Origin of the sequence: Chryseobacterium sp. JAH, assembly GCF_001507335.1 — a bacterium.
Lineage (GTDB): Bacteria > Bacteroidota > Bacteroidia > Flavobacteriales > Weeksellaceae > Chryseobacterium.
Map to the genome: position 1 here is coordinate 494,949 of NZ_LMAH01000001.1, position 18,806 is coordinate 513,754.

The 18,806-nt window shown below is 34.5% G+C and carries 15 protein-coding genes; 4 read left to right on the forward strand and 11 right to left on the reverse strand.

Annotation, left to right across the window (positions count from 1 at the left end; translation table 11 throughout):
• Positions 1–78: 78 nt before the first annotated feature.
• The 8 genes from AR685_RS02370 to recQ form a co-directional block, all read right to left on the reverse strand.
• Positions 79–1,431, reverse strand: a complete 1,353-nt coding sequence (locus AR685_RS02370; protein ID WP_047444265.1) for a TolC family protein — start codon at positions 1,429–1,431, stop codon at positions 79–81.
• Between the two features lie 96 nt (positions 1,432–1,527).
• Positions 1,528–2,121, reverse strand: coding sequence for a TetR/AcrR family transcriptional regulator (locus tag AR685_RS02375; protein WP_047444268.1), 594 nt, complete (start codon positions 2,119–2,121; stop codon positions 1,528–1,530).
• 149 nt (positions 2,122–2,270) lie between these two features.
• Positions 2,271–3,095 (reverse strand): S1 RNA-binding domain-containing protein, encoded by an 825-nt coding sequence (locus AR685_RS02380; protein ID WP_047444270.1) that lies wholly within the window; start codon positions 3,093–3,095, stop codon positions 2,271–2,273.
• Positions 3,096–3,220: 125 nt separating this feature from the next.
• A complete protein-coding gene (gene lpdA / locus AR685_RS02385; protein ID WP_047444272.1) occupies positions 3,221–4,624 on the reverse strand; it encodes a dihydrolipoyl dehydrogenase in 1,404 nt (467 codons plus the stop codon).
• A 181-nt stretch (positions 4,625–4,805) separates the two neighbouring features.
• Entirely contained in the window at positions 4,806–5,156 is a 351-nt protein-coding gene (locus AR685_RS02390; RefSeq protein WP_059123598.1) for a hypothetical protein, read from the reverse strand.
• A gap of 57 nt (positions 5,157–5,213) precedes the next feature.
• The gene (locus AR685_RS02395; protein ID WP_059123599.1) at positions 5,214–6,302 is read right to left on the reverse strand and encodes a glycosyltransferase; all 1,089 of its coding nucleotides are present in this window, start codon (positions 6,300–6,302) and stop codon (positions 5,214–5,216) included.
• Positions 6,303–6,309: 7 nt separating this feature from the next.
• On the reverse strand, positions 6,310–6,708 hold the full coding sequence (locus tag AR685_RS02400) for a hypothetical protein (protein WP_131777587.1): 399 nt from the start codon (positions 6,706–6,708) through the stop codon (positions 6,310–6,312).
• Between the two features lie 143 nt (positions 6,709–6,851).
• On the reverse strand, positions 6,852–9,056 hold the full coding sequence (gene recQ, locus AR685_RS02405; protein ID WP_059123601.1) for a DNA helicase RecQ: 2,205 nt from the start codon (positions 9,054–9,056) through the stop codon (positions 6,852–6,854).
• A gap of 158 nt (positions 9,057–9,214) precedes the next feature.
• Here recQ and AR685_RS02410 point away from each other — a divergent pair, with 158 nt between their 5' ends.
• The 4 genes from AR685_RS02410 to AR685_RS02425 all read left to right on the forward strand — a co-directional run bounded on the left by AR685_RS02410 (position 9,215) and on the right by AR685_RS02425 (position 15,025).
• Complete coding sequence (locus AR685_RS02410) at positions 9,215–10,174, forward strand: SIS domain-containing protein (RefSeq protein WP_047444284.1); 960 nt, start codon at positions 9,215–9,217, stop codon at positions 10,172–10,174.
• Between the two features lie 144 nt (positions 10,175–10,318).
• Positions 10,319–11,146, forward strand: coding sequence for a twin-arginine translocase subunit TatC (gene tatC, locus AR685_RS02415; RefSeq protein ID WP_185095999.1), 828 nt, complete (start codon positions 10,319–10,321; stop codon positions 11,144–11,146).
• A gap of 266 nt (positions 11,147–11,412) precedes the next feature.
• Positions 11,413–13,044: a M1 family metallopeptidase gene (locus tag AR685_RS02420; protein WP_059123602.1), complete on the forward strand. Its 1,632-nt coding sequence runs from the start codon at positions 11,413–11,415 to the stop codon at positions 13,042–13,044.
• A gap of 124 nt (positions 13,045–13,168) precedes the next feature.
• Complete coding sequence (locus tag AR685_RS02425) at positions 13,169–15,025, forward strand: peptidase M61 (RefSeq protein ID WP_059123603.1); 1,857 nt, start codon at positions 13,169–13,171, stop codon at positions 15,023–15,025.
• A gap of 50 nt (positions 15,026–15,075) precedes the next feature.
• Here the strand turns inward: AR685_RS02425 and AR685_RS02430 are convergent, their stop codons facing one another.
• From AR685_RS02430 to AR685_RS02440, 3 genes are read right to left on the reverse strand one after another with little or no spacing between them, the layout of a single operon-like run.
• Positions 15,076–15,972, reverse strand: a complete 897-nt coding sequence (locus AR685_RS02430) for a GLPGLI family protein (protein ID WP_059123604.1) — start codon at positions 15,970–15,972, stop codon at positions 15,076–15,078.
• Between the two features lies 1 nt (position 15,973).
• Complete coding sequence (locus AR685_RS02435) at positions 15,974–16,798, reverse strand: GLPGLI family protein (RefSeq protein WP_059123605.1); 825 nt, start codon at positions 16,796–16,798, stop codon at positions 15,974–15,976.
• Between the two features lie 7 nt (positions 16,799–16,805).
• The gene (locus tag AR685_RS02440; protein ID WP_082671877.1) at positions 16,806–18,788 is read right to left on the reverse strand and encodes a M56 family metallopeptidase; all 1,983 of its coding nucleotides are present in this window, start codon (positions 18,786–18,788) and stop codon (positions 16,806–16,808) included.
• Positions 18,789–18,806: the final 18 nt, after the last annotated feature.

Sequence of the window (18,806 nt, forward strand, 5' to 3'; positions counted from 1 at the left end):
TAAATTTTAAAGGTCAAATGCAATCGCCACATTTTCATAAGTTTTTTTGTACTATAATTCATAGCGATGTCATTTCAATTATGGGTTTTGTAAAGTATTAAGTTCGCCTTTAGCCTTGATTAATTTAATTTCAGCCTGTTTGTAGTCTAATAATGCAGTGGTATAATTTTGTTTTGCATCCGTCAAAGCATTTTCAGAATCTAAAACTTCAGTTAACGTTGCTAAACCATATTGATAGTTTGCCTGAGTGTCTTTCTGAACTTTTTCAGCTAGCGTCACATTATTCTTCATGCTTTCAATCGTGATTAATGAATTTTCCATATTGGTAATTGCATTTTTATAATCTAAGCTTAAAGTCAACTGCGTATTTTGAATATCCTGATCTAAATCTAAAATATCAATTTCAGCCTGCTGAATCTTAGATTTTGTAGCTCCACCCGTAAAAATCGGAATATTAATATTTAAGCCAATTGCAGAATAATCGCTCCAAAGAACGCCGTTATTGATGCCGTTTGTCAAAGGAAATTTAGCTCCTTGTCCACCCCATCCATAGTTTGCCTGTAGACCAACTGTTGGATAAAGATAAGCCTCAGTAGCTTTTTTATTGAATTGCAAAAGCTCTCTGTTTTTCTGTAAAACTTTTACCTCTGTTCTTGTATCTAAATCAACAGTACCTGCGATAAGCTGAGGTTTAGGTTCAATGCTTTTCTCTTCAAGCTCAATTGGAGTATCGATAGGAACGCCCATGTAGAATTTCAGAGAGTTTTTTGAAAGCTCAACAGCGTTCACCAACTGCTGTCTGTTGGCACTGATATTCGTTAATTGTACATTGGTACGATCAAGATCAATTCCTTTTGCCAAACCGTTTTCTACTAAACTTTTGATTACATTTCTTACTTTTTCGGTATTGGTGTAGCTTACGTTTAATGTTTTAAGATTTTCTTCCTGTACAAAAACCTGATAATAGGCTGTTGCTACATTTTCGATAATCTGCTCATTAGAAAGCTGAGCATTCAAAACATAAAATTCTCTGGTAGATTTTGCAGCTTTTAGCCCTGTAAAAACTCTTTGATCAAAAATAGCCTGATTCACAGTAACAACGGCACTTGAACTCCAAGGTTGTCCCAATTGTGCACGGATTCTCTGTCCTCCAAACTCCAACAATGACTCCTGAATAATAGGGTTATATGTTAACCCGGCAGTTGCACTCACTTGCGGCAATGCACCAGCTCTTGCCTCGGCGATCTTATATTCGGCTTTTTTGATCTGTAAAGCTGCTTTTTTGGCTTCTGCTTTATTTTGCAACGCCTGCTTGATGGCCTCTTGCAAAGATATCTCTTGCTGGGCAAATGCAGATGTAGAGCCGAAAATCATAAATGCTGCAGCTATCCCAATTTTTAGCTTTTTTGCAGTTATACGTTTTCTATTCATAATTTATTACTTCGTTTATTTTTTTGTAGTTGTTTTTCTGATGTACTTTATCCCTAAAGGACGAATCAGTTTTATAATTACTTTAACAGTTTTTAATTAATTTTTAAAAAGCATGTTAAGGATGATGTCTTTTCTTTCTGAGATGATCTGGTCAAACTCTTTATCTGTAATCATTAAATTCTCTAAAAACAGAGGCCTAACCGCACTCGGAAACACTAAAAGCGAAACCATATTGAGAAGAAACTGTACCGGAGCCATTTTTACAATATTTCCCAATTGCATTTCTTTTTCGATGTCTTCATACAATTTTTTCAGTTCGTCTTCCTCCACATCTCTTTTGTGGCAACTTCCTTTGTTAATTTGTGATACGATGTATGTTTCCAGATATGGATATTGAAGACTCGTGGATAAACTTCCATCAATAAACTTGGCTATCTTTTCCTTAAAAGGAAGATCAGAGTTCATGATGATTTCAGATTTCTCTTTCTCCACCCGATGAGCTTCATCGAAAATGATTTGAATCAGATTATCTCGTGATCTGAAATAATAGTTGATCAATGTTCTGTTAACACCGGCCTCGTCAGCAATCTCTTGTGTAGTTGCGTTAAATTTCCCCTGCACAAAGAATAAATTCTTTGCAGTCTCTTTGATTAATTCCTGAGTTTGATCTTTTTTTTCTTGTTTTGACATTTTTGTTAAACAATTTTGTGCAAAGATATATCAAACAATTGTTTTGACAAAATTGTTAAACAAAATAATTAAGTGATTTTCTGTGATTATTATCATAAAAAAAGTCTGAACAAAATGTTCAGACTTCAGTTTTATTTCAATAGTAATCTTTAGACAAGTTTAATTTTATCTTCCATAATCTCAACGATTTTATCTTTATACAAACCGCCTAATGCTTTTTTAAAGTTCTTTTTACTCATCTGCAGCTCAGCTTTAATGTCTTCGGGAGAAGATTTATCTGAGAGATGAAGCAAACCAAAGTTTTCTTCCAATTTGTTTAAAATCTTCTGTCTGAATTCATCGATATTTTCAAAACCTTCAGGCTGAAGCGAAACATCTATCTTACCGTCTTCACGGATAGTTTTGATGTAACCCTCTTCTTCCGAAAGCGGATATACTTTTTTGTAAACATCTGAGGCATAAATCAATCCAAGGTATTTTTTGTTGATCACCACATTCCAGCCCAACTCACTTTCGTTCATCATAATCAACTCCACTTTATCTCCTTTTCTGAAAGGAACATCTTCGTACTGTGGATTTCTCTTGAACTTTGTGGTACCGGTAATTAATCCTAATTCTTCATCAATATAAAGATGTACAAGATATCTTTTTCCCTCAAGAATTTTAGATTTTTGCTGCTTGTACGGAATGAAAAGATCTTTGATAATTCCCCAATCCATAAAAGCTCCGCTGGGAAGACTCTGCACGCAGCTCATCACCGCAAACTCGCCAACTTCTGCCAAAGGAGTTTCTGTGGTAGCTTTCAGTTTATGATCATCCTGATACACAAAAACTTCAATCTCATCACCAATTTCTTTTTCTTCACGAATAAAAACTTTAGACATAAAAGCCGTTTCGCCGGTTTCCGATTCAAGCATCCATCCTGAATTATTTTTTTCTGAAATTTTTAAAGTCTGTGTTCTTCCGATTTGCATTGATGATAATTTAGTTGGCAAAGGTAAGGAAATTAGTTTGAGAGTCTTAGATTGGAATTTTATTTTACATAAAAAAGACTGCCATTTACGAATGGCAGTCTTATATTTATTTAATTAATTAAATTTTACATGTGAATAGGTCTCTTACCCGTTGCATCCAAAGCAGCTTCTTTAATAGCTTCAGCATATGTAGGGTGTGCATGAGAACTTCTTGCGATATCTTCTGCACTTGCACGGAATTCCATTGCAATAACTCCTTCTGCAATCAAATCTGCAGCTCTTGCTCCTACGATATGCATACCTAAAACTTCATCAGTTTTTTCGTCTGCAATGATTTTCACCAAACCATCCACATCACCACTTGCACGGCTTCTTCCTAATGCTCTCATTGGGAAAGAACCAACTTTGTAAGCTACCCCTTCTTCTTTTAACTGCTCTTCAGTTTTACCAACTCCGGCAACTTCAGGCCATGTGTAAACCACACCAGGAATCAAGTTGTAATTAACGTGAGGTTTTTGTCCTGCTAAAGTTTCAGCCACGAAAACTCCTTCTTCTTCAGCTTTGTGAGCCAACATCGCCCCTTTGATAACATCTCCGATTGCATAGATGTTAGTAACGTTTGTCTGAAGGTGGTCGTTCGTTTTCACTCTACCTCTTTCGTCTAGTTCAACTCCAGCTTTCTCCAACCCAAGACCGTCTGTGTAAGGCTTTCTACCTACAGAAACCAAACAGTAGTCACCTTCTACCGTTACTTCTTCTCCTTTTTTATCTTTTGCTGTAATTTTTACAGTATCTCCATTTCTTTCAACTGCAGAAACTGCTGTAGAAAGCATAAATTTCATTCCTTGCTTCTTAAGAACTTTAGTTAATTCTTTGCTTAAAGCTCCATCCATGGTAGGAATGATCTTATCCATAAATTCAACTACAGTAACCTGAGCTCCTAGTCTTAAATAAACAGAACCTAACTCAAGACCGATAACTCCACCACCGATAACTACTAAATGTTTAGGGATTTCCTTAAGATTTAAAGCCTCTGTAGAAGTGATTACTCTTTCCTTATCTAAAGTGATGAAAGGTAAAGATGTAGGTTTAGAACCTGTTGCAATAATGGTGTATTTAGAATCAATTATTTCTGTAGAACCGTCGTTTTTAGTCACTTTAACCTGAGTTGCAGATTCGAAGCTTCCAAGACCTTCAAAAACAGTGATTTTGTTTTTGTTCATCAAATAGCTGATTCCGTCCGTGTTTTGTTTAATCACCTCATTTTTACGCTCAATCATTCTTGCGATGTCAGCTTGAGGTTCATTAATAATAATTCCGTGACCTGCAAAATTGTGTTTTGCGTTTTCGAAATGCTCAGAACTGTCTAGAAGCGCTTTTGAAGGAATACATCCAACGTTAAGACAAGTTCCGCCTAAAGTTGAATATTTTTCAATAATTGCTGTTTTGAAACCTAATTGCGCAGCGCGGATTGCAGCTACATAACCTCCAGGACCAGAACCTATTACGGTAACATCGAATTGACTCATTTTATTTTATAATTTATTATTAGCTATTCTTAAATCCTTACAAATTTACTGATTAATTTACAAGGAACAAAGTGAGTTTTGTCAAGTTTTGGAAAGCGGATCTTTGAAGCTTGATGATGGAAGTTTAATAGATAGAAATTTTTTTTGTTTAAATTCTAATTTTAGCATCATCCAGCCAATTTTATAAATCTAAATTTAATTTTCCCAGTCCGAAAACTTCTTTATTTCCGAAAAACTGACCTCCGCAAATGTACCATTCAAGGTTTTCCAAATGTTTAACCACATTTTCCGGTTTCATTTCTGCAACGTCTTTTTTCGCAATAATTCCTTTATACCATCTTCCCGATTCTGGAGAATCCGGAAATCCGACTGCGTATTTAATCCAAATTCTTTGGCAAAGTCTGCATTGAATAACACTTACTTCCGCATTTTTGCCATTGGTGAGATCTGTACCCACTATTGAAGTTCTGTATTCAGATTCGGTCAGGTCATGTTTTTCGCACGCACAACCTAATTTCGGAAGTTTTTTCATGAAATGAAATATTGATTTTTTGATAAATTGAAGTGCAAATTTAGAGAAATTTAAAGACTATGACTTCTTCATTAATTCCAACAAAATCTTTTCATATTTATCTAGAATAATCTCCTTAGAAAACCGTGACTTAATAGAATTTTTAATAGCTTCATGATCATAAGAACGATGCAGAATCTGTATTATCTTCTGGGAAAAATCTTCGTGATTTTCAATATCAGAAATCTCACCATTGGTTTCGTGCTGAATAATTTCATTTATTCCACCCGGACAGTTGTTGGCCAAAGAATAAGTTCCGCAGGCTCCTGCTTCGAGCAAAACATTTGGGAAACCTTCGTATCTTGAGGAAAGAATAAACAAATCTGCAAATTTCAAAAACTCATACGGATTTTCTTGTATTCCGTGGAAAACTACATTTTTTAAACCTAAAAATTCTTTCATCTGATGAAGAATTTCTCGGTCTCTCCCGTCACCTAAAATATGCAGAATGATTTTTTCATTTTTTAACCTCGAAAAAACCTTCAGTAAATTGTCAAAACCTTTTCTGGCAGACAGATTTCCAATGGCTACTACGTTTTTATAATTATATTTAAAACTTTCAGGTTTAGTGGAAAAGCTAAGTTTTGCATTAATAAAATCAAAATCAACCGGATTATTAATTTTAATAATTTTTGAACGGCTAATTTTAAAATTATTAACCAAATCGTTCATCATGTCTTCACTCTGTGCAATGATCTGCTGGTAGTTATTGTAGAAATTATAGAAAAATTTGATTTCTGTTTTGGTCACATGCTTCGAGACAACATTGGTTTCTCTAGCAATGAATTTTACTTTTGGAAACAGCTTGATAAATAAAGATAGATAAGCATTAACTTCACCAAATCCAGAAAACACAATATCCGGTTTTCTGCGGTAAATTTCTTTTAAAATAGGCTTTAGCGAATGTCTTATTCTTTCGGTATCGATATCTATAATTTCAACATCACTTTTAAGGAAATCAAGATAAGCACCTTGTTTGCGTAAAAGCAAAATCTTAGGCTCAAACTTATCTCGGGAAAGATGATTTGCAATGGTGGTAACGATTCTTTCTGCGCCTCCCGTTTCGAGATCCGGCAGAATAAACATGACAGAAATTTTCTTTTTCATTGATAAATTAGAAAAAAGTTTTATTGATTGGCAATCCTAAACTTTCAAAAACAGGTACAATTTCATGAATGTTTTCGACACTTAAAAAGATATATTTATCTTCTGTGAAATTCATCCCGTTTGTTTTAAAAAAAGAAAAAGAATCATCAGCTTTTCCAAAAATATCTTCAGGCTGACCAAAAATAATATTTCCAAAAAAACTGCTGTTCATTTGAACATTAATCTCTTTTATTTCTTCGAGTTTTTTATATTTTGTAATTTCCTTTGTTGATTTTTCTGCGATAATTATTCTATAATTCGTTACTAAATAATAATTATCATTTACATCAAAATACCTCAAAATCCAGCGAAAAAAAGCCAGATACAATGCTACAAAAAAAATAAAAACTGCAAAAATAAAAAGCATTGCCTGCAAATTGATTATTAAAATAATTGAAATGGCTAAATAAAAAAAAGAAAATAAAATTCTTAATTTTTCAGCGGTATTTAAAAAAAACTTTTTTGCTGGAAAAATCTCTCTTAAAATTATTTCATTATCATCCAACACCATTAATTTGCAACGTCACTAATAAATTTAATTCTTAGCATTCTCACTTCTTCGTCTGAAAGCTCGTCTCCAAATTCATCCAGCAAAACCTTCATGCTATCACTTTCAGATTCATTCATAAATTCCATGAAATCATCAACAATATCTTCATCAAAGTTTTCTTCAATATAGTAATCTATATTCAATTTTGTTCCCTGATAAACAATACGTTCCATTTCTTTCAACAAATCATTCATTGAAAGATTTTTAGCTCTTGCAATATCTTCAAGATCAATCTTTTTATCAGTACTTTGAATAATGAAAACTTTATGACTCGATTTATTAGCCACATTTTTCAACACCATATCCTGAGTACGTTCTATATTATTTTCTTCAACGTATTTTGAGATAAAATCAGCGAATTCTTTACCATATTTTTTTGCCTTTCCTTCCCCAACTCCATAAATCTTTGCGATTTCTTCGAGACTAACTGGATATTGAACAGTCATGTCTTCCAAACTAGGATCCATAAAAACCGTATAAGGAGGAATTCCATGTTTTTTGGCAACTTTTTTTCTAAGTTCCTTTAGCTGTCCAAACAGGTTTTGATCAAGACATCCACTTGCCTGCATTTGAACCTGATCACTATCTGCTTTTGTTTGCGACAAATCAAATTCACGGTCTTCAGCTATTAAAAATGGCTCTTTGAATTTTCCAATAATCACTTCACGTCCTTTTGGCGAAATTTTTAAAACACCATACGTTTCGATATCTTTCTGTAAGAAATTTTGAACGGTAGCCTGTCTTAAAATTGTTTTCCAATAATTATCTTTCTCATCTTTTCCAAAACCGAAAAATGAACTTTGCTCCAGTTTATAAGACTTTGTGACAGCGTTTTCTTTTCCAACAATCGCTGAGATTAAATCTTTTGATTTGAATTTTTCTTTGGTGGTATCAATTAACTCTAAAACTTTCTTCAAATCTTTGGTTGCATCTTTCAGCTTGGGAGGGTTTGATGCGTTGTCGCACATTTTGGCTCCCTCACCAGTAACCGGATCAAAAGTTTCACCAAAGTAATACAGTATATACTGCCTTCTGCTCATAGAAGTTTCGGCATAACCGACCACTTCATTTAAAAGCTGAAGCCCGATTTCTCTTTCCGAAACAGGTTTTTGAGCTAAGAATTTTTCTAATTTTTCAATATCTTTTGGATCATAAAATGCCAGACAGTGACCTTCCCCTCCATCACGACCGGCACGACCTGTTTCCTGATAATAACTTTCTAAAGACTTCGGAAAATCATAGTGAATAACAAAACGAACATCCGGCTTGTCAATCCCCATACCAAAGGCAATCGTTGCGACGATGACATCAGCTTCTTCCATCAGAAATTTATCCTGATTGGTCACTCTTACTTTTTGATCTAAACCTGCATGATAAGGAAGTGCGTTAACTCCATTAACCTGTAAAAGCTGGGCAAATTCCTCTACTTTTCTTCGGCTCAGGCAGTAAACAATTCCAGATTTTCCTTTATGTTTATTGATAAATTTTACAATTTCTTTATCTACGTTGACTTTGGGACGAACTTCATAATACAAGTTGGCTCTGTTAAAGCTTTCCTTAAAAACCAAAGCATCCGTCATCCCTAAAGTTTTCTGAATATCATCCTGAACCTTGGGTGTCGCAGTTGCCGTAAGAGCGATTACCGGAACATCTGCAATCTTATCAATAATTGATTTTAAATTTCTGTACTCGGGTCTGAAATCGTGCCCCCATTCTGAGATACAATGTGCCTCATCAATCGCAACAAATGAAATTTTCACATCTCTGAAAAATTCAAGATAATCTTCTTTGATTAAAGACTCAGGAGCAACATACAAAAGTTTTGTTTTTCCGCTTTTGATATCATCAAATACCTGTTTGGTCTGGGTTTTGTTGAGAGAAGAATTTAGAACATGGGCTACTCCATTTTCAGATGAAAGACCGTTCACGGCGTCTACCTGATTTTTCATTAAAGCAATCAATGGCGAAACCACAATTGCAGTTCCTTCTGAAATAAGGGCGGGAAGTTGATAACACAAAGATTTACCACCTCCTGTAGGCATTAAGACAAAAATATCTTTGCCTTGCAACAGTTCTTCAATAATAAGTTCCTGCTGACCTTTGAAAGTAGAAAATCCGAAGTATTTCTTTAACTCGCCCGATAAATTGGCTTTTTTTGCGCTCATCTAATTTTGTATTGCTAAATTTGCATCTAACCCAAAGTTATAACTTTTTTACTGAAAATAAAAGTAAAGAGATTTATTAAAAATAAAACCTGCGTAATAAATTCTTAATCAATGCAGTTTTCCTTTGGCATATTTTGGATACAAATCATCTCGAAAAAATGGATATATCAAACATCATTTCAATCGCTAAGAGTACGTTAGCAATAGAAATTGCTGAATTAGAAAAATTAAAAAACAGAATAGACGAAGACTTCGTAAAGGCCGTAGAGATTATTCATTCTGCACAAGGTAAATTAATTGTTGTAGGAATCGGAAAATCTGCTCATGTCGGAAATAAAATTGTGGCTACTCTGAACTCTACGGGAACCCCTTCGCAGTTTTTGCACGCTTCAGAAGCTATTCACGGTGATTTGGGAGTAATTCAAAAGCAGGATGTCGTTTTATGCATTTCCAATTCTGGAAATTCTCCGGAAATCGTTAATTTAGTTACTTATCTCAAGGATTATTCTTCAGCTTTGATAGGGATGACAGGAAATTTGAAAAGTAAATTGGCAGAATATTCTGATGTTATTCTCGATACTCATGTTGATTTAGAAGCTTGTCCGAATAAGCTGGCTCCAACAAGTTCAACCACTTTACAGATGGCTTTGGGAGATGCTTTGGCAATTTGTTTAATGGAACTCAATGATTTTAAAGAAAATGATTTTGCTAAATTTCATCCAGGTGGAAGTTTAGGCAAAAACTTGACGGCGAGAGTCGAACAGTTTGTCTCTTCACAAAAGCCTCAGGTAACCGAAGAATCTTCAATCAGGGATGTAATTATTTCTATCAGCGCGTCAAGCCATGGAATTACAGTTGTCACAAATGAAGAAAAAATTATTGGCGTCATTACCGACGGTGATTTGCGAAGAATGTTGCTGAACGGTGATGATATTTCAAAAGTTTTAGCTAAAGATATCATGTCTGCCAATCCTAAAAGTATTGAAAAAGATTTTTTGGCAAAAGAGGCAATGAAAATTCTAAAGGATAACAATATAGGTCAGTTGATTGTAACAGAAAGCGGAAAGTATTTCGGAATTATTGATATTCATAAACTTTTAGACGAGGGAATTAATTAAGCCTTTGTTGTGATCATTGCTGTACAAAGCAATTGGGACTGTAAAATTGTATGTTAATTTTAAAAATCAAATTAATAACTTCCAATTTCCTGCATCCAACTCCCCGCTTTTTTTCATAAATTTGAAAACATTAAAAAAAATTCTGTGAGTGAAGGTAAAGACATGTCCTTTTTCGGACATATTGGTGAACTGAGAGGTCATCTTATCCGTTCAATTATTGCTATCGTTATCGCCGCTGTAGTCGTTGGATTCAACATCAACTGGATCATGGATCACGTCTTTTTCGGGCCGACCAGAAATGATTTTCCTACGTTTAAAATCGTGAATCATTTTTCGAGAATGATTCTCGGCGAAGACAGTATTGAACTTCCCAAAGAATTTCCAGTACGTGTACAGCGATTGTATCAGCAATTTAATGTGATGATGGCGGTTTCAATCTTTGGAGGTCTGGTGATTGGTTTCCCTTACATCGTTTGGGAATTATGGAGATTTATCAGTCCTGCACTGCATCCTAATGAAAGAAAAAATTCAATCTTCATCATCAATTCCGTATGGATTCTTTTTCTGACCGGAGTTTTATGTGGGTATTATCTCATCTTACCCTTCGCAGTCAACTTTGGAGTTATTTTCAAAATTTCAGATATTATAATTCCGTTGTATGACTTGAGCGACTACACAACTTTGTTTTTACAGGTAGTTTTAGGAATGGGTGTAGTTTTTCTTTTTCCGGTTTTAATTTACTTTTTAACAACGATTGGAATTCTGAATCCCGCTTTCATGAAAAAATACAGAAGACACGCTATTGTTCTGATTATGGTGGTGGCAGCAATTATTACTCCTGCAGATGTTTTAAGTATGATGATGGCAGCTTTACCATTGCTATTCTTGTACGAATTTAGTATTCTGATGTGTGCTTATACTTATAAAAAAGTGCAAAAAAGAGAAGCAAAAGTACCTATGGTACAGAAATAGGTCAAGGTTAAAAAATTAATATAATAATACGGCGAGAAAATCTTTGATTTTCTCGCCGTATTATTATAAAAGCACAAGCTAATTTTAAAAAAACCTCACTGCAGAGTCTGTATTTTACTTAGTCTTAAATAATATAATTAGATTTCTTACCGAAATAGAGTGAATAAGACATTTTTTTTAATATTATCCTCAGTACATTTTCTCACACTTTTTTATTTAATTGATTTTAAATTTTATATTTTTGAAGACATCAAATTTCACATGATATGAAAAGAATTTACTACTCTCTTTTATTGGTTTCCGGGCTGGCTTTCGGACAGTTTTTTGAAAAAGACAAAACTTTTACCAAACAAGATACTTTAAAAGGTTCAAACACTGAATTCCGCAATTTCTGGGATGTCAAAAAATATGAACTTTCTGTAGAACCCAATTTTGAACAGAAATGTATTAAGGGAAACAATAAAATCAGCTTTGAAATTCTAAAAGATGTAACCAATCCTGTTTTTCAGATTGACCTTCAACATCCGATGAAGGCTGATAAAGTTACACCAAGTTTTCCTGTATTAGAAAACTTTAAGAGAGATGGAGATTTTATATTCATTTCATCTAAGAAAAATTTTAAAAAAGGAGAAAAGTATACGATTGACATTACGTATTCCGGAAACCCAGTAATCGCAAAAAATGCGCCTTGGGACGGAGGATGGGTTTTCACCAAAGACGAAAAAGGAAATCCGTGGATGAGTGTTGCCGATGAAGGAATTGGTGCATCAATATGGCTTCCATTAAAAGACATTTGGGACGATGAGCCGGACGAAGGAATTATGATGAAAATTATCACTCCATCTGACTTGGTAGGAATCGGGAACGGAAGACTAACTGATAAAAAAACAGAGAACGGAAAAAACATTTTCACGTGGGAAATTAAAAATCCTATTAACGCCTACTCTATCATCCCGAATATTGGGAAATACGTTAATTTTAAAGATTCTTATAATGGAGAAAAGGGAAAACTTGATCTCGATTACTGGGTGATTGATTACAATTTAGATAAAGCAAAAAAACAATTTCAGCAGGTAAAACCAATGTTGAAAGCCTTTGAACACTGGTTCGGACCTTATCCTTTCTACGAAGATTCTTACAAATTGGTAGATGCCCCGTACTTAGGGATGGAGCATCAGAGCAATGTAGCCTACGGAAATCAATATGTTAACGGATATTTGGGGAACGATCTATCAGGAACAGGAGTCGGCTTAAACTGGGATTATATCATCATCCACGAAAGCGGTCACGAATGGTTTGCCAACAATATCACAGCAAAAGATCAGGCAGATATGTGGATTCACGAGAGTTTCACGATGTATTCTGAAGTACTTTTTACCGAAGATTATATGAATAAAAAATCTGCAGATAGGTATGCACAGGGAATCCAGAATAATATTGCCAACGACATTCCTATTATCGGAAAATACGGCGTAAGAAATGAAGGAAGCGGCGATATGTACCCGAAAGGTGCAAGTATGCTTCACACGATTCGTCAAATCATCAATAATGATGAAAAATTCCGACAGATTTTAAGAGGCTTGAATAAAGATTTTTATCATCAAACGGTTACGACCGAACAAATTGAGAAGTACATTTCAAACAAATCAGGAATTGATTTGTCGACAGTTTTCAATCAGTATTTAAGAACGACAAAAGTTCCGGTTTTAGAATATTCTCAAAATGGAACTGAGCTGAAATACCGTTTTACAAATGTGGTCGAAAATCTGAATCTTCCGATTAAATTTAATAATGAAACAATTTCGCCTACTGAATCTTGGCAGAAAATTACACTCAAAAACGGAGCTCCCGTTGAGTTTAATAAGAATTATTATTTGAGGTATAATAAGGTGCAATAATATATTAAAAGACAAAACTCAATGAAGATTTGTCTTTTTTTATTTATAAAATTTGAATTAAAATTTGTTACTCCTGTAACAAATACAATTTTCCATCAACTACTTATCTATAAAATAAAACCTAATGAAAAAAATAGCAGTAAGCTTAGGAATTCTTGCAATAGCTTTCGTTCAAGCACAATCAATTAAAACCAATATTGATTTGGTGAATGTGAAAGATGACAAAGTTGCCGTAACGATGGAATTTCCGAAAATGAAATCAGGAGATGTGAAATTTCACTTTCCTAAAACCGTTCCCGGAACGTATTCTGTTGATGACTACGGTAGATTTATAGAGGGTATCAAGTTTTTAGATAATAAGGGAAAAGAAATAGCTTTTACAAAAGTTGGTGACAATACATATTCTCTTAAAAATGCGAAGGACTTAACTAAAGTCACTTATTTGGTGAACGACAGTTTTGATGAGGAAGGTGACGCTACAAAGCATAAAGCCGTATTTTCACCATCAGGAACCGACATTGAAGCAGGGAAAATTTTCATGGTCAACACGCATGGTTTTGTAGGTTATATCGATAATATGCAGGATGTTCCTTATCAACTAACCATCCAGAAGCCCAATGACTTTTATGGAACGACTGCCTTAGTAGATCAGGACAAATCTGAAGCTACAGATACTTTTACTCTGGCTAATTATGCGAAGCTGACAGATTCTCCATTGATGTATTCTAAACCTGACTACATCACCTTCAATGCAGGAGGAATGGATTTGGTGCTAGGTGTTTATTCACCTACAGGCAAGTATAAGGCGGCAGACTTTAAAGAAAATTTAGAGAAGATGGTTGTAGCCCAAAAGAAATTTTTGGGTGATATGAATACCAACAAAAAGTATGCGATCATGCTTTATCTTGCAGGAACTGAAGGCCCGCAGATTAAAGGTTTCGGAGCATTAGAACACCATGAATCCACAAGCGTTGTTCTTCACGAAATGATGCCTAAAGAAGCCATTGATGAAGCTATTGTAGACGTGGTTTCTCACGAGTTTTTCCACACAGTGAATCCTTTGAAGACCCATTCAGAAGAAATTCACTATTTTGATTATGCAGATCCCAAAATGTCTCAGCATCTTTGGATGTATGAAGGAGGAACTGAATATTTTGCCAATTTATTCCAAATCCAGGAGGGGTTGATTACTAAAGATCAGTTTCTTCAGAGAATGAGCGACAAAATTAAAAACTCAAAAAGCTATAACGATACGATGCCGTTTACAGTGATGAGTAAAAATATTTTGCTGGATGAATACAAAGATCAATACAGAAATGTTTATGAAAAAGGAACACTTTTGACGATGTGTCTTGATATTGAACTAAGAAAACTGTCAAACGGTGAAACGGGCTACCGTGATATGATCAGAAAACTGTCTCAAAGATTTGGTGAAAACAAACCATTCAAAGATGACAAACTGATTGACGAATTGGTAACCGTTACAGGATATTCTCAGGTGAAAGATTTTTACAGTAAATATATTGCAGGTAGCCAGCCGACACCTTACGCAGAATATTTGGCACAAGTAGGTGTAGAAATCAAGAAGCAGGAAACTCCGCCAGTCTTCTGGTTTGTGAAGGATCCGAACCAGACAGGTTACAATGATAAAAACAATACGTTTGTGTTTGATGAAAGTTCAGCGTTATCTCCTTTTGCAAAAAGCATCGGATTTAAAATCACTGACGAAATCTTAGCACTAGACGGTAAAACAATTAACATTCAAAATGTTCAGGAGTTTATTAATTATTCTAAAACGATCAAAGACGGACAGAATGTTACTGTAACTATTCTTAGAAAAAATGGTGATAAATCTGATAAAATCGATTTAAAAGGAAAAGCAGTTTTAGACAAAATGACGATAGAAACATTGCAGTTTAAAGCTAACCCAACACCGGCCGAAAAGAAACTTCAAGACCAATGGTTAACTGGTAAAAAATAAAACAAAAAAAAAAGCGGAGAAAATTTTCTCCGCTTTTTTTTTGACGATATTTATTTGTACAAATCCGGTTCAATTGGATTATTATTCTTTTTAAAACCTTCTTTTGCCTTTTTCTCCATTTCTCTGAACACCTGATTGGGGTCTGAGATTTCCTTTCCGTCAGCCGATGTTGTTTTGAAAACTACCTTGCTCGTCTCGGTGCTCTTCATCATCATTTCACGCATATTTTTAGTAGGATCATTAACGTAAGATTTCCAAGCTTTTTTAAATTGCTTTTCATCGATCTCAATCTCTTTTCCGCCCATTCCGAAGATTTGTATTCCCTGTGGAAGTTCCGTTTGTTTTTCTGCGGCAATTGCAATTGTTTTATTTCCTACTAAGGTCATTGTATGTGAACCTGTTTTATCTTCAATCTTTACAATTAATCCCGGAAGTCCGTAAAACTTATAAGGTCCGTCTTGAAACGGAAGGTCCGTAGCAAACCAGGCTATCCATTCGCGACCTCCAAAATTCGTTGTGGCTTTTTGAGCATTATATACTCCCACTTTCTGTTTATCCGGAAGAATCTTCCACTCAGGCTTTTGGTCTTCTTCAATCTTATAGCTGTCGCTGGAAATTCGAGTGAAAAGATAAGTTTTGAAATCCGGATACTGTTTTGTCACTTTATAGGAAACTTGTCCAGGTTTATCTCTTCTATTAATGGTAATATTGCTTGGACTGCTTTTCAATTGTTTTTCGAGATCAGCTTTTGATGTAGAATCTGACACAAATTTGTCCTGACTGTAATAATTTGATCCTTTATCATCAATATCTAAAAGCATCATTTCCTTTTTAACATCTGCCTTATCTGTCGAATCCGAAATGAATTTATATTCATAAAAAAAACGATTTTGAGCGGAAAAGGAACAGTACATTCCTAGGAGAAATCCAAAATATAATTTTTTCATTTTACTTGATCGTATTAAGTTCTATTCTGTTATTATCTTTTTTAATTTTTGCTTTAAGGCGTTCTTCCTGATCTTTCATCTGATTGTTCTGCCCGTCTTTCATAATCATCGTCACACCGCCCATCTGCATTTGTTTAAGACCTTTAGTAGGATCATTTTCGTAGTCTTTCATCAACTTGTCGTACTGTTTAGAATTGACAGAAATCTCTTTTGCGCCAAAAACATCCCGCGGAATAACATTTATATTTTTTACACCCTGCAAATTAAAAAGATGCGATTTTGTATGATCTTCCAATTTAACAATTAAACCGGGAAGTCCGTGAAATTTGTAAGGTCCATCCTGAATCGGAATATCGGTTGTAAACCAGGCAATCCAATGTCTTCCTCCAAAATCTGTTTCTGCTTTTTGAGTTGACCATTCACCGATTTTCAGTTTTTCAGAAGTTATTTTCCAGTCGAGCGGTCTTTCGTCAGACACTTTGTAAAAGTCTGAAAGAATTCGGCTATGTAAAAAAATTTCGTATTTCGGATATTTTTTGGAAACACTATACCGTACCAAACCTTTCCGCATATCAGATTTTATATTAATTGCACCTGTTGCAGCCAACTGCTTGTCTAGATCAACTTTCATAATCGAATCTGACTGATAAACTGTAGCACTGTAAAATTTTGAACCGGAATCTGTAACATCAAGATTCATCAATTCACTTTTAACGTCAGAAACGTTGGTAGAATCCGGGATAAATTGGTATTCATAGGAAAATCTTTTGTTTTGCGCGTTGGAGAATATTCCGAGAATGAGTATACTAAGGGTAAATAATTTCATTTAATTTTTATTTCGTGATAATTTCCATTTTCTTAGCGTACGAATATTTTCCGTCACCAATTCTTTCCACTTTAAATTCTTTAATTTTTGATTCGCTATCGCCATCTTTAAACTTAGTTTGATACTTCAAAAATTCTTCTTTACTAACTTTTTTTCCATCAATATACAAATCTGCTCCGCTTGTTGACATTCCGATCATCTTAGTGTTTACAACGAATGGAGCTTCTGGCAAAACGATTTCGTTCCCTTCTATATCATATACTTTTGTACTCTGCTTATCTGCTTTAAAAAGTGCGAAATCAGAAATTCTTCCAGATTTTATGTAATGGTTTTCAGTTATTGCTTCAATTTCTTCTGCCTCTTTTTTAAGCTCAGACACCTCTTCTTTGGTTAAAGGATTTTTATCGTAATCCCTTCCTTTCTTGAAGTTATTTCTAAGTTTTGAAGCTTCATTTTTAGCAATAATTGCTTTCTGAAGTTCTTTTTTTAACTCTTCATTGGCTTTTATTGCACCTGTTCGTCTCTGTTCAGAATTGTTAAAAAATTGTCGGTTATCATTCAACGTATTTTTTCCATTTTTTTCTGCCTCCTCAGCTGCTTTCCTTGCTTTGATCTTTTCCAAAAGTGACTGCCTAAGATTTTCTCTCTCGTCATCAGAAACGATGATTTTTGTCATGTACATAAACATATCATTGCCGAGATTATTTTCCTTCATCATCTTATTTCTTATAGCGCTGGAAACCTTGTCGTTATTTTTAGCAGCACTGTAAATCATAACTTTTATCGCATCGGTTTTGCGCGCTGAATGGCTGAATACAAAATTGGGAGTTTCGCTGTTCTTTTCTAAAAAAATTTTAAATTCAGACTTGCTGACCTTTTGACCTTCTACCAGGAAGATATCTTGATCATCTGCATCCACCAAAAATTTATCTAGTGGGTTAGCTTCGGTACCTGAAATCTGTAAATTTGAAACAATTTCACCCTCAGAAGTTTGAGAATTTGTTGGTCTTGTAGTATCTTTTACAATCAAATTTTCAGCGTTAGTAATTCTGACTTCATCATTATTCTGCTCGCTTCTGTTTTCTAATGAATTAATTATTTTTTCAGCATCACTGTTTACTTTTTCTATCTCTATGTTTTTTGCGTTCACCAGATAAGCGAAAGCAACACTAAAGACAACCGGTAAAGCAAAAAGTCTGCGCACATATCCATATTTTGTTTTTGGTTTTTGAATCATTTTAAGTCTTTTTTTTAGGTTTGAACTGAGAAACGGACTGGTCGCCGGCACCTGATTTCCGGAAAAGTGACTTGCTAAAAGCATCTGCGCAAATGCTTGGGTATCCGATTGTCTGACGGCTTTGTTATCCGCCAGATATTCGTGAATTAAGTTAATCTCTTTTTTTATAAAGTGAAAGAACGGGTTGAACCAAAAAATTGCGGTTACGATTTCGATAAAAATTTTATCGTAAGAATGTTTTTGCTCAATGTGAACCATCTCATGTTTTAAGATTTGCTTTCCAATATCTGAATTGAGGACAATGGTATTCTTCCAGAACAGATTTTTAAAGTATGAAAACGGTGCCTCAGAAAGATTGGTCTGATAAAAATTGATTCCTTTAAAGTTCTCTTTCTGGAATTGGTTTTTAAATCTAAAAATTTTAAATATTCCTATTAAAAGTTTTAATAATAAAATCACTGCAACTCCGGCAATTCCCCAGTTTATATATTTCAGATAATTGATTCCATCATTTGTGGCTTTAGAATCTTTAAAAGTTTGAATTTTATTGAGCAAAACAAATACTTCATCGCTGAATTCAACCGTGAAATATTCGATTTTAAGTAACGGAAGAATCATGGATACTACAATCATCACAAGAAGATAAAATCTGTTGTAGTGATGGAATGTTTTATCTTTCAGACATAGCCAGTAATAAGCAAACATCACTGCTGAACAGAGAATGACTTTAAGGAGGTAAATTACTGTGTCCATGACTCTATTTTACTTAAG